This is a genomic window from Lachnoanaerobaculum sp. OBRC5-5, assembly GCF_000296385.1.
Taxonomy (GTDB): Bacteria; Bacillota; Clostridia; order Lachnospirales; family Lachnospiraceae; genus Lachnoanaerobaculum.
Window position 1 is genome coordinate 1,236,264 of record NZ_JH815185.1, and the last position, 14,587, is coordinate 1,250,850.

16 protein-coding genes are annotated in these 14,587 nt (G+C 52.8%); all 16 read right to left on the reverse strand.

Translation table 11 applies throughout. The features are described from left to right. Positions 1 to 11: 11 nt before the first annotated feature. Positions 12 to 2,219, reverse strand: coding sequence for a C40 family peptidase (locus tag HMPREF1135_RS05750; RefSeq protein WP_007593016.1), 2,208 nt, complete (start codon positions 2,217 to 2,219; stop codon positions 12 to 14). After that, positions 2,219 to 3,166, reverse strand: coding sequence for a DNA-methyltransferase (locus HMPREF1135_RS05755; protein WP_034242952.1), 948 nt, complete (start codon positions 3,164 to 3,166; stop codon positions 2,219 to 2,221). The genes HMPREF1135_RS05750 and HMPREF1135_RS05755 overlap by 1 nt, the downstream gene beginning before the upstream one ends. Positions 3,167 to 3,246: 80 nt before the next feature. Beyond that, positions 3,247 to 3,888: a hypothetical protein gene (locus HMPREF1135_RS05760; RefSeq protein ID WP_007593020.1), complete on the reverse strand. Its 642-nt coding sequence runs from the start codon at positions 3,886 to 3,888 to the stop codon at positions 3,247 to 3,249. Between the two features lie 16 nt (positions 3,889 to 3,904). Beyond that, positions 3,905 to 6,238 carry a VirB4-like conjugal transfer ATPase, CD1110 family gene (locus tag HMPREF1135_RS13695; protein ID WP_330370021.1) on the reverse strand — a complete coding sequence of 778 codons (2,334 nt, stop codon included), beginning with the start codon at positions 6,236 to 6,238 and terminating at the stop codon, positions 3,905 to 3,907. Positions 6,239 to 6,305: 67 nt separating this feature from the next. Further along, entirely contained in the window at positions 6,306 to 6,686 is a 381-nt protein-coding gene (locus HMPREF1135_RS13700; RefSeq protein WP_005934790.1) for a PrgI family protein, read from the reverse strand. After that, a complete protein-coding gene (locus HMPREF1135_RS05770; RefSeq protein ID WP_006573555.1) occupies positions 6,655 to 7,143 on the reverse strand; it encodes an XF1762 family protein in 489 nt (162 codons plus the stop codon). Before HMPREF1135_RS05770 ends, HMPREF1135_RS13700 begins: the two co-directional genes overlap by 32 nt. Next, entirely contained in the window at positions 7,131 to 7,700 is a 570-nt protein-coding gene (locus HMPREF1135_RS05775) for an MT-A70 family methyltransferase (RefSeq protein ID WP_007593032.1), read from the reverse strand. Before HMPREF1135_RS05775 ends, HMPREF1135_RS05770 begins: the two co-directional genes overlap by 13 nt. A gap of 13 nt (positions 7,701 to 7,713) precedes the next feature. After that, positions 7,714 to 8,583 (reverse strand): VirB6/TrbL-like conjugal transfer protein, CD1112 family, encoded by an 870-nt coding sequence (locus tag HMPREF1135_RS13705; protein ID WP_084761720.1) that lies wholly within the window; start codon positions 8,581 to 8,583, stop codon positions 7,714 to 7,716. Between the two features lie 39 nt (positions 8,584 to 8,622). Continuing rightward, on the reverse strand, positions 8,623 to 8,838 hold the full coding sequence (locus tag HMPREF1135_RS05785; protein WP_007593036.1) for a Maff2 family mobile element protein: 216 nt from the start codon (positions 8,836 to 8,838) through the stop codon (positions 8,623 to 8,625). 94 nt (positions 8,839 to 8,932) lie between these two features. Beyond that, positions 8,933 to 9,148, reverse strand: coding sequence for a Maff2 family mobile element protein (locus HMPREF1135_RS05790; RefSeq protein WP_007593038.1), 216 nt, complete (start codon positions 9,146 to 9,148; stop codon positions 8,933 to 8,935). 134 nt (positions 9,149 to 9,282) lie between these two features. Continuing rightward, entirely contained in the window at positions 9,283 to 11,052 is a 1,770-nt protein-coding gene (locus HMPREF1135_RS05795; RefSeq protein WP_007593041.1) for a VirD4-like conjugal transfer protein, CD1115 family, read from the reverse strand. Then, positions 11,049 to 11,540 carry a PcfB family protein gene (locus tag HMPREF1135_RS05800; protein WP_007593043.1) on the reverse strand — a complete coding sequence of 164 codons (492 nt, stop codon included), beginning with the start codon at positions 11,538 to 11,540 and terminating at the stop codon, positions 11,049 to 11,051. Before HMPREF1135_RS05800 ends, HMPREF1135_RS05795 begins: the two co-directional genes overlap by 4 nt. A gap of 130 nt (positions 11,541 to 11,670) precedes the next feature. Next, entirely contained in the window at positions 11,671 to 12,567 is an 897-nt protein-coding gene (locus tag HMPREF1135_RS05805; protein ID WP_330369985.1) for a DUF6017 domain-containing protein, read from the reverse strand. Positions 12,568 to 12,572: 5 nt separating this feature from the next. Next, entirely contained in the window at positions 12,573 to 13,337 is a 765-nt protein-coding gene (locus HMPREF1135_RS05810) for a BRO family protein (RefSeq protein ID WP_007593047.1), read from the reverse strand. Then, complete coding sequence (locus tag HMPREF1135_RS05815; protein ID WP_034242958.1) at positions 13,330 to 13,569, reverse strand: hypothetical protein; 240 nt, start codon at positions 13,567 to 13,569, stop codon at positions 13,330 to 13,332. The genes HMPREF1135_RS05810 and HMPREF1135_RS05815 overlap by 8 nt, the downstream gene beginning before the upstream one ends. A gap of 84 nt (positions 13,570 to 13,653) precedes the next feature. Then, positions 13,654 to 14,262 carry a helix-turn-helix domain-containing protein gene (locus HMPREF1135_RS05820; RefSeq protein ID WP_007593049.1) on the reverse strand — a complete coding sequence of 203 codons (609 nt, stop codon included), beginning with the start codon at positions 14,260 to 14,262 and terminating at the stop codon, positions 13,654 to 13,656. Positions 14,263 to 14,587: the final 325 nt, after the last annotated feature.

Consider the following 14,587-nt stretch of genomic DNA (forward strand, 5'->3'; position numbering starts at 1 on the left):
ACTCCTTTCTTTTAATAGGCGGGTCTTCCGAAGGCGTAGAAATGCTGCTGCCAGTAGGAAGAGTTGATGGATGTGTACTGAATGGGATCGCCGCAGTGGATCATGACCCCATCACCGACGTAAATGCCGACGTGAGACACGCCGGGGGTGTCATACGTTCCGACAAAAAAGATGAGATCACCGGGCTGTGCATTCGCCTTTGAAACCGGCGTACAGACATTGTAAAGCCCCTGTGCGCCCAGCCGTCCGGTATTCACAAGACCGCTGTTCGTGAGAACATAGCTGACAAAGCCGGAGCAGTCAAAGGACGTGTCGGGATTGGAGCCGCCCCACACATACGGATAGCCGAGATACTTTTCCGCTTCGGTAATCAGCGCTGCAAACTTCTCGTCGTTCAGGTATTCCGGGTTGACATCGTAGTCAGCGGGAGGATTGGTGATGTACTTGTCCACATAGGGTGAGTCACCGAACAGATCCTCGCGGTTGCCCAGCACCGACATATACGTTGCGTACATGGAAAGCTGTTCCTGAGACATGATGTAGACCGGGACATGGGAGAGATTGAAGTTTTCGAGCTTCACGTTGCAGATGTAGTAGTCATACGGGACGCGATAGGTTTCCGTGTGCGTGTTGCCGTCTGCGTCCGTCCATGTGTCGGTCTCCGTGCGGTATCTGGTTTCGACGATAACCTCTTCGGTGAGGATGTACTGCTTTTCAAACAGCATTTGGAGCGTACCCTGCACCTCATCCAGCGTGAACTCGCCCTCGTGGAGAGCCGAGAGAATGGAGATCAGCACATACGGGTCATGCTCAATATCGTCCAGATCGAAGTGGTATTCATCATAGTTGTGAGTGCTTTCGTAGGTGTCGAGATAGCGTTGCAGCTCTTGCTCCATTTGGCAATACTGCGCCTCCGCGCCCAGCATCGCATCATCCTCGCTGAGATAGGAGGAAGCGATAACCGACGAACCGGTAGAGGTGAGCATCGAACACGAGCTGATACCGGCACCGAGCAAAACGAGAAGGGCAACTCCGACGCCGATCCAGATGAAGACCTTCTTGTTATTCTCAAAGAACTCCTTGAGCTTGTCGGACACCTTTTCGCCGAGCTTCTTGCCGGTATTCTTCGTGGCAGTCCCGGCAGTCTGAGAACCGGCATTCCGTGCAGCGGCATATTCCTTCTTGATGTTCTGCTTCTGGTAGTGCTTGTTCATGTTCTGCTTCTTCATCTCAGGATGCTCCTGCTGATTTCTCTCATATTGGAGCTTGGCGTCAGCTACATCCGCCTTGTGTTCCAGCTTGGAAACCTTCTCATAAGGCTTGTTGACGCTGCTTTCCCGATGATGACGGAAATGCCTCGCAGCGGTCTCAGCGGCAATCTCTGTTTTATGCGCCGCCTCAACCGCCGAGTTTTCCTGCTCGACCTCATGGATTTTGCCGTGAATGCCGGAAGCAAGGGTGTCACCGACCTTGCGGACGGTTTTATCTGCCTCAAATTGCAGCTTGCCTTTGCTCTTGGGCTTTTTCAGCTCATCCTCAAAATGAAGGCGGGTTTTGCCCTTTCCGGTCTCTTCATCAAAGACACGCTCTTTCTTGAGAACCTTGTGCGTGGGCAGCTTCTCGCGGGCGGCATCCAGACGCTCATGCGCCTTCTCGGACATCCTTTCGAGCTTCTGCATCCGCTTCGTGGGCGGGACGGCATCGTCCGAGACCGGCTTTGAAGAGGAAGTCTCCGCCGCTTGGGAGAGAACGGCATCTGCATCTACTGCTTCAACCGCAGAGGTCTTGCGCAGCTTGTGCGTGACAACCGTTTCGGCAATCACCGTGCCGGTATGAGAAGAAACGCCGTGCTGCTCCAAAGCAGGAGGCTTGAACGGCGTTTCTGACGAGGGCAGCGGTTCAGGTACATTCTGGGGTGGATTTTCTGCCCTTTTCTCTTCTGTGACGGACGTTTCCGATGGCGGCTGTGTGTCGTTATCCTCGGCGTGTTCCGCCTGAAACTGACGCTGTTGACGGCGCATCTGCACCTTTTTCTGTTCCTCCGCAGAAAGAGTCTCAGAAGGCTCGGCTGTCTCAGCGGGCTTGATCAGCTCTGCATCTTCCAGCCGATTTGACACGCGCTGCTCGGTGCCAGCCGTCAGGTTTTCCTCGGCCGCGCCCTCCCGTGTCATCCGCATGACTACCATGTCGCGGGCTTTGAGTTCCGGTTCCTTGGACATCAGATTTCACCTCCAATCCGCTTGTAGGCAAGCTCGGTGTACGCCGGATTCAGCTCGATGCCGACGAAATGACGCCCCATCTGTGAGGCAACCATGCCGGTTGTGCCGCTCCCCATGAAGGGATCAAGCACAATACCGCCTTCGGGACAACCGGCGAGAAGACAGGTTTCAACCAGCTTCGGAGGGTAGGCGGCATAGTGACCGCCCTTGAAGGGAACGGTGTTGATCTTCCAGACGTCGCGCTTATTGCGAAGCGGATTGATGTCTGCGTCCTTGATCTCGCCATGCTCACGGGGGCGGTTGATGGACTGCGGCTGAGACTGACCGGGAACGGGTTTTCCGTATTTGTTGCCGCCCTTCATGCCGCGCTTGAGGCGTTCCGCCGTTGCAGGGGCAATCGGCTCGGAGATCGCCTTGTAGTCAAAGAAATACTTTTTGGACTTTGAGAACAGGAAAATATGCTCATAGCAGCGGGCGCATCTGTCTTTGACGCTCTCCGGCATGGGGTTATCCTTCATCCAGATGATGTCGTTGCGCAGATACCAACCGGTATCGCGGAGGGCAAAAGCCAGCATCCACGGGATGCCGATCATGTCCTTTGGCTTGCAGCCCTCAACCTTGTTGTTGAGAGCCACAGCCTGACCATTTCTGCCGTTGGGGTTCTTCGGGTCAATGAAATCGCCTTGATTGCCCTTTCCGGCGTAGGTGTCCGAGATGTTCAGCCAGAGCGTACCGTCCGGACGCAAAACGCGCCTGACTTCGGTAAACACTTCCGTCAGGCGCGAGATATATTCCTTCGGCGTTGTCTCTCTGCCGATCTGAGCTTCCATGCCGTAATCGCGGAGCGCGTAGTACGGCGGGGATGTCACACAGCAATGAACGCTGTCATCGGGCAGAGTTTTCAGGATTTCAAGGCAATCGCCGGTATGAATGATGTCAAGTTGTATGGTGGTGTACCTCCTGTTCTATTGGATTTGTGTTTCCATTGAAATGTTGGCTGTAAAACCCGACAACATTTCAATGGGCGTCAGTCGGAGTAATACTCGTCCGGCTCGTAGTCCTCGTCTTCCATGAAGTCCTCGTCGAGATCGTCAATCTCGTCTGCCCAACGGTCGAAGATTTCCGCGGCTTCCTTCGCCGCCTCACGATAGAGGCTCAGGCGGTTCTTCTCAAAGGCGGCAAAGGCGGGGACGAACTTGCCGAACTCGCGGATTGCCTTCACATCCTGCGTGCGCATATCTGCGACGCACTGAATGATTTCGGACATCGTGAGCAGATCGTCGATCATGGCCTCGTAGTCTTCCTTGGCGATGGTGACGGTATCGGCATCGTCCTCCGCCGCTTCCTGCTTGCGGACACGGAAGGTCTCGTGAACATCCTTCATCAGTCCGATCACGCAGTCGGCGGTCTCGTCGAAAATCTCCTGCATACGCGCTGCCATCTCGTCGGCGCAGCCCTCCAGTTCCTCATGAACGTGGAGGTAGGCGCGGTGATGCTTTTTCAGTTCGGTTTCCTCGCGGATGAGCGCGATGAGATCGGCGCTCATGTCGATGACCTCAAGCAGAAGGTCAATCGGCTTGGTGATGCTGCCGAACGTGGTATTCACGGGAACACCGCTGACTTCTGCGATGATGTTCTTGGCGTTCTCAAGGTTGAAGTTCTTATCCATATTCAAAATCCTCCTATCAGTTCTGTGTGGTTTCTTCTAAGCGGGTGGTCATGATGCGGTAGAGTTGAGTGTCCTTCGGGAAATCGTCCTTGAAGGGAACGATGGTCGAGCCGTAGAAGATCAGCCCCTCACCGGCATTGGAATTGGTGATGTAGTTCTGCTGGCTGGGCGAGATGTTCAGCGCCTTCGAGAGAATCTGCCGGTCGCCGGACGCCTGATTCAGAAGATAGACGAAATCCGAGTTTTCAAAGATGTTCTCTACCTCGCGGGACGCAAGCAGATCCTTGACGTTCTGCGTGATGCCGGTCGGAATGCCGCCCCATTTTCTGAAACGCTTCCAGATTTCCACGCTGTATGCGGCGGTCTGTTCTTCTTTCAGCAAAAGGTGAAACTCGTCCATGTAGTAGCGGGTAGCCTTGTGCTGGGCGCGGTTGATTGTGACCCTGTTCCAAACCTGATCCTGTACAATCAGCATGCCGAGCTTTTTGAGCTGCTTGCCGAGTTCGCGGATGTCATAGCAGACGAAGCGGTTGTTGACATCCACATTCGTTCTGTGATTGAAGACATTCAGAGAGCCGTGAACATAGATTTCAAGGGCAGTTGCGATGCGCTGTGCCTCCGGTTCCTTCTGATTTCTCAGAATGTTGTAGAGGTCTTCGAGGATCGGCATTTTCTCCGGCTTGGGGTCTGCAAGGAACTCCTGATAAACCATGCGGACACTGCGGTCAATGATGGTCTTCTCAACCGGCTGCAAGCCGTCCTTGCCGCCGACAATCAGCTCACACATGGAGAGGATGAAGTCGGATTTCAGCGTCAGCGGGTTTTCCTCTTCGGAGTAGTTCGTGTTGATGTCCAGCGGATTGATGTAATTCGTGCTGACCGGCGAGATGCGGATGACCTGACCGCCGAGCTTCTGCACGAGGGGGAAATACTCGGCTTCGGGGTCGCAGACGATGATGTCATCCTCGGTGATAAGGAAGGCGTTCGTCATTTCGCGCTTGGCGGAGAAGGACTTACCGGAACCGGGCGTACCCAAGATCAGCCCGTTGGGGTTCTTGAGCTGCTTGCGATCAACCATGATCATGTTGTTGGACAGCGCATTCAGTCCGTAGTAGAGAGCTTCGCCGCCCTGAAAAAGCTCCTGCGTGGTGAACGGCACGAAAACCGCTGTGCTGGAAGTGGTCTGCCCGCGCTCAATCTCCACCTGATTGATGCCGATAGGCAGAGAGGACATCAGCCCTTCCTCCTGCTGGAAGTCAAGACGCTTGAGCGCACAGTTATACTTTTGGGCAATGGCGGCGGTCTGGAACACAGCATTTTCGAGCTTTTGGCGGTTGGTTGCCGTGTTCATGATGAGGATGGTCACAAGGAACAGTCTCTCATTGCGGGTCTGGAGATCCTGCAACAGACGCTTCGCCTCACCGCCAAAGGTGGCGAGATCGGACGGGATGATGTCCATATCGTAGCCGGAGCGGACCGCCTTTTTCTGCTCTTCAATCTTCATCTTGTCGAGGTCGGTGATCTTCGACTTGATGCTCTTGATTGCCTTCGCCTGGTCAATCGTCCGGATATGAAAATTGACCGTGATGTTGCTGTCCATCTCAAGGAAGTCGGCAAGCATACGGTCATTGAGTTCCGGCGCGAGGATTTGCAGGAAGCTCACCGCACCGATGGTTCTGCCCATCTTGAAGCACTTGCCTTCACGGAAGTCAAAGGAAGTGGGCGCGATGAAGTCCTTGCTGGAAAGCCCTGTCCGGGCAACCATATCGAAGGAAAAGCGGAACGGTTCATTGGTGTCCATATTGAACACATCATGAAGCACTTTCAGCCGTTCGTAGCCGGACAGCGGCTCGGTTTTCACGCCGAGAGTTTTGAAGTTGTTGATGATGTCGGTTTCAATGCGTTCGAGCTTCGGCTTTGCCGTGCGGAGGGAGTCCGCCTCAATGCCGAAGGTGATGTACTTCTTCTTGATCAGCCCGTTGTTGCCCTTGGTGAGCTGGTTTTGCAGCATACCGGAATACTCGGAGCGGATGTCGTTGAAGGCGTCCTCCTGTGCCGGAATGTTGATGCGCTTGCGGAACTCATTGAGGCTTGCCTTCTGATTGATGAAGGAGAGCTGGACGAAGATCGAGCTGTCGAAGTAGTTCAGAAAGTCGCACCAGTTCTCAAAGATGGCAGTTTTGTCCTCATTCTGCGCAAGCTGGTAGTTGATGTCCTCAAAGGCGATGGACTTCGTGTAGAGGCGGCTGTTCACCTTACAGATACCGTCACGGCACATCTCCACATAGGGGATGGTCTGCTGGGCGGACTTGCGGACTTTCTTTGCCTTCCTGTCCTTTTTCTTCTGCATGACGATCCGCTTCTTTTCCTGAGCGGAAAGGGCATCGCCGTAAACGACACCGTTTTTGACGGTCATCTTAGGCTTTGCCTTTGCTGTGCTGTTGTTCAAGCTGCAATTCCTCCTGTTCTTTGATTTTCTGCTGAATCTCAGCGTAGAGATTGTTCGTGCGATAGGGACGCACCTTGTCCCGGATGAACATGGACTGTACGATGTGATACAGATACTTTTCGGCGGGCTGACCGTCCTTCTCGTAAAGCGCGAAGAAGATGAACGGAAGCATGATCACCACCATCAGCATTGCCGCCGTAGACAAGTCGAGATGCGCCTTTGCCAGAAAGAAGATCGGGACGCCGACTGCCGCAGCGATGGAAAAACAAATGAGCTGCCGCTTGGTCAGGTTGAACATGACCTTCGTTTTGACGCGGTTAAGATCCTTCGGGACCGGAACAAATGCCATTGACTGTTTCCTCCTTTCTAAGCTGCTTTTCGTAGCGCAGCTTCATTTGTGCGGGATATTGATCCTCCTTCGGCTGACGCTTGCCTGTCCAGCGAAGCCCACCCGCTTTGCCTTGACAAATCCAGCCGGAAGCCCGAAGGCTTGCACCGTTTTCGCTTTCCAGCGTGTAGGTGATGATGCGCTTATAGCCCATAGCCGCAGCAGCTCTTGCCGCCGCGCCGTAGAGAAAGCTGCAAGCGTTCTTCGCCCCGTTGGTGCATAGCCTTGTAACCTCCAATGTGAAGCCGTCATCCAGATACCGGCTGACGGGACGCCCAGCGATGATTACGCCGACCAGCTCACCGTCTGCTTCACAGCCGATGGAAAACTTGTGACCGGCAACCGGCTTATGATGCCGGTGATGCTGCCGGACGTACTCGTTGGCGTCTCGAAGAGAGATGGGCCTTAGCCGCAGCATGGTGTTTCCTCCATAGGAAGATGAGCCGTGCATTCGACCTCGTTGCCCCAAACGTCCCAGCCTTCGGGAGACTGACGGGCAAAAAGCTCCACGCGGGGAAGATCTCCCATGAGCCGAACAATGCGCTCCCGCGCTTCATCCGGCTTTTTGGAATGCTCTTCGATGTGGCTGAGGATGACCTGACGCACACCGGCGTCAACTCGCTTCGGATGTCCCTTTGTTGCAAGGATGCAGATTTCGGCATTCGCCCTTGTCCAGTAGCCCATGCCGGTAAAGAGATCGTCGTTCCTTCGGTTTTGCTTCACCCATACAAAAGCCACGGTCTTATAAGAAAAGCCCCATGCCGTCAGCACTTCGAGTGCTTCACAGAGGCACGGGAACGTGATCCAGAGAAACAGAGCGCAGTCCTTAGCGGCAAGCTCACCGACCGGAAGTGCCTTGATGTCTTCAATGCACATTGTCGGGTAGTGGCTTTCCGCCGACCGTCCCTGTCCCTTCTTGGAGTAAGTCCGATACGCCCAAGGGGGATCGGCGTAGATGATGCTGTACTTCTTCATGCTGCCGACCTCCTTAGTGCGCATGGAAAATGGATTTTGCGAGGCTTCCGGTCTTGAACAGCGAGAAGCACAGAATAACCGTGTACGCTGCCACAGAGAACAGAGCCGAATGAATGTTGTCTGCGATGATCATGCCGTTGATCAGCACCGCATAGATGCCGACGCAGACCATGATGAGAAATCCCTGAAATGCCAGAGCGAACAAGCCTTTCAGATAGTTCGTGCCGATGCTGCCCCATTCGCGGTTGCTCATGGTTGCGATGGGAATAGGCGCGATGCTCACGGTGCAGTAAATCTCAATCATGCGCCCGTAGAGAATGACTGTAATGAGGATCGCCATGATTTTGAGGCACAAGCTGATCAGGAGCGTTTCTATCGACAGTCCGAGCAGTTCTCCGACGCCCATGTTCTCCATGCCAGTACGCATCTGCGCAATCGTCGAATCAATATCAATACTGGTGTTGCCGTGGATGACTCCGGCTGCACCGGAAACCACGTTCTGCCCGATGTCGAATACTGCCATCACGATGTCAAACGTATGCGTCACGAGGTAGATCGCCACAGCCGCCTTGAAAAACCACTTGAAGAACATCCAAGTGTCCATGTTGTGAAGGTTGTTTTTCTCGGTGATCATGGAAATCAGCTCGTAGCACAAAACGAAGGTGATGATGATACCAGCGATGGGGACTATCACGTTTTCGGATAGTCCCCGGATCATCTGGTACACGCCGCCGTTCCAGCCGGACGGTGTTTGCCCAACTTCGGCGGCAATCGTTCCTACCTTCTCGTTGACATCGGTGAACATATTGGTCAGGTTGCTCTCGATCCATCCGATCAGCATATCCTTGAGAGCTTGTTCGATCTTTTCTAAAATGCTGCCCAATATTTCACCACCCTTCGTTTAAGCTGGGCTTGCCGTGGATTAGCCGAACAAACCGGAGAGCAGGGGGATGAGGGTCGTGCCGATCAGCACCACACCGCCGCCAGCCATGAGCTGCTTGATGCCCTGAGACTTAGCGCCGGGGTTGTCGTTGCCGTAGCCTTCCATGAGGTTGACAACACCCCACACCGCAAGACCTGCGCCGAGGGCGATAACCAGCGTCTGGAGAATCGTAACTGCCTGATTGATAAATGCCATACTTGAATTTCCTCCTTAAATCGTTGGTGAATTGTGAAGGGCGAGTGCCTTTTCCAGCACCCGCCCCGATGGTTACTTCTGCGCGGCTGCCGGATTAACCGAACAGACCGGAGAGCAGAGGGATGAGGGTCGTGCCGATCAGCACCACACCACCGCCAGCCATGAGCTGCTTGATGCCCTGAGACTTGGCGCCGGGGTTGTCGTTGCCGTAGCCTTCCATGAGGTTGACAACACCCCACACTGCGAGACCTGCGCCGAGGGCGATAACGAGCGTCTGAAGAACCGTGACAGCCTGATTGATGAAAGTCATAGATTTTCCTCCTTGAATCGATGAAAGTTGAGTGTGTATTATTGAAAATGGGCATAAAAAAAGAAGCCCCGTCGCTGTTCTGCTTTGGGATGAGCCATCAGGCTTTACCCACTGCGCAGTGCAGCGACGGGGCTTTAATCTGCATCGACCTCGCCCATATCATAGAGGTCGAATGTGTCATCGGGCTTGACCACCAGCTTGTGCTGCCGGTACTTCTCGATGTCAAAGGTGTTCCGCTTGTCGTAGTCGGAGAGCTGCCGGTATTTGGGATGCTTCGTAATGTCGTATTTGTTACTGAGAAAAGGTCTCACGCCTCGAAGCTGCAAAATACACTTGGCTCCGTCCATGACGGCGATCTCATCCTGAGACATCAGTTCCTTGCCGGTCTTCTGATAGTTCAAGCCATAGGAGTTGTTGTTGGAACGGGTTTCTGAGGTGTTGTAAAGGTTGATTGTCTCCTTGCCCAGCACCTCGCTGATTTCCTTGAGAGTCGATTTTTCTTTTCCGCCGAGGAAAAGTGTGCAGTCGCAGTTGCCCGTGATGGTGTCCGCCGCATCCTTGTAGATGGTCTTGAGCTGAGACTGGGACTGTAAGATGATTGACGCCGAGATTTCCCGGCTTCGAATGGTTGCGATGAGCTTATCAAACTTCGGGATTTGACCGATGTTCGCAAACTCGTCCAGCAGACAGCGAACATGGACGGGAAGCCGTCCGTTGTAAACGTCATCTGCTTTGTCGCATAGAAGGTTGAAGAGCTGGGAATACATGATCGCTACAACGAAATTGAAGGTGTCATCGGTATCGGAAATGATGACGAACAGCGCCGTCTTTCGGTCTCCGATGGTGTCCAGCTCCATCTCATCGTAGCTCATCAGCTCCCGCAGCTCTGCGATGTCGAAGGGCGCAAGCCTTGCACCGCAGGAAATCAGGATCGACTTCGCGGTCTTTCCCGCCGCCAGCTTGTATTTGCGGTATTGCTTGACCGCAAAGTGGTCAGGGTCGCGGGCTTCCAGCTCGTCGAACATGACATCCACAGGGTTCTTGAAGGTCTCATCGTCCTCTCTGGCTTCCGAGGCATTGATCATTTCGAGCAGAGTAGTAAAGTTTTTCTCGTGGTCGGGTGCCTCATACCAGATGTAGCCGATGAGAGCTGTGTAGTAGAGCTTTTCCGCCTTGACCCAGAAATCTTCGCCGGACTTATCGCCGTCTCCCTTCGTGTTGACGATGATCGTATTGACCAGCTTGAGGATGTCCTTCTCACTGCGGATGTAGCTAAAAGGGTTGTAGTGCATGGATTTTCGGAAATTGATGGTGTTCAGCGACTTGATGACATAGCCGCCCTTTTCGAGCATCTTGCCGCACTCTATCAGCACCGTACCCTTTGGGTCAGTGACCACATAGGAACTGTGCATCTGCATCAGGTTCGGCTTCACGAAAAAGCGCGTTTTACCTGAGCCGGAACCGCCGATGACAAGGATGTTTTTGTTGCGGGCGTATTTCGGCTGCTTTGGACGGCTGTTCATGGTCAGAAACTCCGTCTGCGTCAGGATAACGTTGTTGGAGAACTCCGGGTCCGTGTACGGCTTGATGTCCTCCGGCTTACCCCATCGGGCAGATCCGTATTCTTCGCCTTGGCGGAACTTCTTGCGGTTCTTGCCCTTGACGTAGACCGCCAGCTTGAGCAGCGCACCGGCAATCACACCGATGAGCAGATCGACGGGATGAAAGCTGGGCAGCGGATTTGCAAAGGCAGTGCCGAACACGGCAAAGCCGTTTGTCAGCTTGTCGATGAACTCCGTGCCGGGAGCGAGACGAAACACGGCGGCGATCTTATCTGCAAAGTAGAAGGCGAAGACATACGGAAGGTTCAGAAGGATGAGCTTCTTCACATCGGGTTTGTTCACAGCTCCACACCCCGATCCTTGGTCTTGACCTTGACCTTCTCTTTGTGCTGCGCCTTGCTCTGAGCTTTCTCCTGATCCAACTTGTGCCGGATGGACGGCTGTTCCTTCTGCATGACGGTTTTTGCGGAGAACTCCTTGAAGGCGGCGGTCATCACATCAACGTCCCGTCCCTTGAAGAAGACAAGATAGCTGGGCGGTTCAACGGAAATGTCCTTCTTGAGCGCAAAGTCCAGACCGTATTTATTGGCTGTTCGTTCAAAGGACTTGATGTTGCCGTCTGTCACTTCGATGTTGGAGATGGCGGCGTTCTGGCTCATCAGATGCTTGATGGACTGCTTGCCGCGATAGTTTTTTGGCTGCTGCATCTGCTTCTGCGCCTTCTCAATCTCCTGCACGAACTTGTCCAGTGCCTTTTTCAGCACCTCGGCTGAGATTTTTCCGCCCTTGATCATGATTGCAACAACTTTGGTGTTGACTTCATCCTGCATTGCGGCGTTTACCTCCTTTCGTTGGAATGATTATGGGGACTGCTGCCGAAGCTAAGGCGGCACAATCCGACGATAGATAGTTTTCATTTACACTGTCCTCCTTTCCGAGCATTGCTCACGATGGTATTCATTAAAGAGTGTCTTCACAAAGGCTATAATCGTAGGTTTTCGGCTTCTTTGACCCTGCCGTTCTGTCCTGCCCGTAGAAATCATGGTTGACGAGGGCGGAGTAGTAATTGTCTATCGTCAGAGAGGCGTTATACAGAGCGGTCAACAGGTACGCCCGGATATTACGGATGTCTGACGGGTTCTTGTTCATTGCTTCCAGAACGTACTCTATGTGGCTGCTATTCAGCTTGAGAAAGCGGGACTTAACCACTTGCTGCGGCATATCCTCGCCATTGATACGGATGGTCGGAGCGGTAGAGCAGACGGCATCCAGCATGATGTCCATGATCTCCCGGAAGCGGTCTTTATCGAACTTCGGATCCTGACAGAGAATGTCGTAGTCAAGATTCTCTTTGATAATCTCTTCATACTCGCTTCGCTCATCCATCCTGTCCATCCCATCAAGATTGATGGATTGATAGTTCTTTGAGAGAGTATTTCTTTCTTGGGTAATTACTTGATCAGTATTTATTTGTGCGGACTTATCCCCGCGTGGATTATCCACATCTGGCTTCTCCACACATGGATTTTCCGTGTGTGGCATTTCCCGTTCTGGCGTGGACTCCTGCGGCTCTTCGTATATCTCAAAGATTGTGCTGCTCATCCTGCCTTTACCGTCTCTCTGCCGGTGCCGGACAAGGTAGCCGTGCTTTTCAAGCTCACGGAGCGCGGAGAGAATGGCATCCGGACCTTCCTTGCAGATTGCAGAAAGCCCCTTGGTCGAGAACTTCCAGCCATCATTGAACGAGAGCATCTTTGAGAGTAGCCCGACCGCCTTGAGTGACAGGCTCTTGTCTCGGAGGTGGAAGTTCGCCATGACGGTATAGCCACGATTCTTGTTTACGCGATAGAATGCCACAGAAATCACCTTGCCATCTTGGGAAGCAGTTCTTCGTCGCACTTTTTCTGGAACTTCACTCGGATGACATCCTTGCCCTTCGGCGTGAAGTAGGTCTGAGAACCGGTGTAGCAGTATGTCACAAAATCGCGGACGATGAACAGTCCGGCATTGCTGTCCTTGTTGTAGGGAAGAAGCTGACCGGAGGGAGATCGGAACAGGTACTTCTCCCTGAGAAGGAACTGGACGAACTTGCGCTCCGGGATTTTCAGTTCCTTCGCCGTCGTTCGGATATTGGTGCAGTCATCCGGATTGATGAAGGCGTCGTAGTAATCGGCTTTGGGCTTTGCCGTGTTCAGCTCACACTCAAGAGCCTTCACGCGATTCTTTTCCAGAATCAACGCTTGAGCGAACTCTACAATGATCGCTGGTTCCTTCTGAATACGTTTCAGAAGGGAGTCCGTCATGTAGCCGCCGGTTTTGCGGATGGTGGGAATGACCTCATGCGTGATCCAGCGTTTGAAGGCTTTGGCTTCGGGTAATTTGCTACACATAATCAGAGAATACAACCCCGATTCATTGATGAGGGTAATCGGCGTCCCGTGTACGGTGAACGATTCGTTCACCGTTCTATCTTCTTCATCAACATGGTCTCGGATTGCTTTTTGGGGATTTGAATACCTTAGCACCAATGCGACATCCTTCCCGGCAAACCACGGTTCGTCACCGATGAGGATCGTCCGCACCTCACCGAACTGTTCGTTCTTGAAGATTTCAATTTTGTTATCCATGACTGGCTTCCTTTCCGGCATCAGATGTGCCACTTTGAATTTTGAGGGTTGAAACGGGATTGCAGCAGTAGGGACACTCTGCAAACACGCAGGACTGATATTTCCAGAAGGGACGGTGAAAGCGGCAAGTACGGCATTCCGGCATAATACCCTCGCAGCCACTATCGAAATGGGAATACGGCGTTTCCTGCATCAAGGCGTCAAATGCCTTGGCGGAATCTCTTGTGTTCATTGCCTTGACCTCCAATTTGACAAAAAATAAGCCCCGTTATTGTTCTGCTATGCGCAGTGCAATAACGGGGCTTTGCTGTACGAATTATTCTGTTGTATCAAGTCTATCAAGAAAACTTTTGATGAGCAGCGTGTGCTTCCAAGTTTTTCGTGTAATGTCGAAGCTGTACTGAGAAACGAGGAAATCTACGAGGCTGATCTTTGGTATAAGGAACTTTCCGGAGATATTGAATGATTTGAGCTTCTTGGCGTTGCACCAGCGATGAAGCGAAGTATCGCAGTAGCCGATTGCCTCAGCCACTTCAACGACGGTCAGCAGATCGCCGTACTGACAAAACTCGTCTTCCATATATTTTCGGAAGTTGGCTCGTTCCTCTTCGGACAGCTTCGTCAGCTCATTCCGATATGTGACACGCGAATTGTAATGACCTGACCGTTCCTGATACCAGCGATCCGGTGCGCGGTAGACCTCCGGGTGAAGCTCCCGGTCAATCAAATAGAAGATTATATCGTCGGTGCGGATTGTGTACCGGCGGGTTTTCTTGCCCGTATCTTTGCATGGGACTAAACCGTTTTGCAGAAGGTGCAGAGCGGTTGCTTTGCTGATATGGGCGATTTGGTAGAACTGATCCTTCGAGACCGTCTCAGGGTATTTGCGACGGATGGATTCGTAATATTTCATGCTTTCAGTCATGCGGATAACCACCTTGATTTTGATGTTCGGTATCGGTAGGTATCATCTGCATTGGACTGTGATTTCTCCCCGAGTTCTCCCCATCTTCTCCCCAACGGGCTTTTTTCTCCCCAAAACCAGATTTCTTTCGAACTCCTTGCTCTGTCTGGGCTTTCGGGATTTTCAACCTTCAAGGGCGGAAAAATGCTGATTTTTCAAGGGTTTGCAAACTCTCGCATTGTCCGTGAGTTTCCGCCGTTTTCCTTCAAAGTCCGGATAGCGACTCTGACTCGAAATCAGGTTGTCACTTTTTCGTGGCACGAGAGTTCGAATCTCTTCGCCTCCG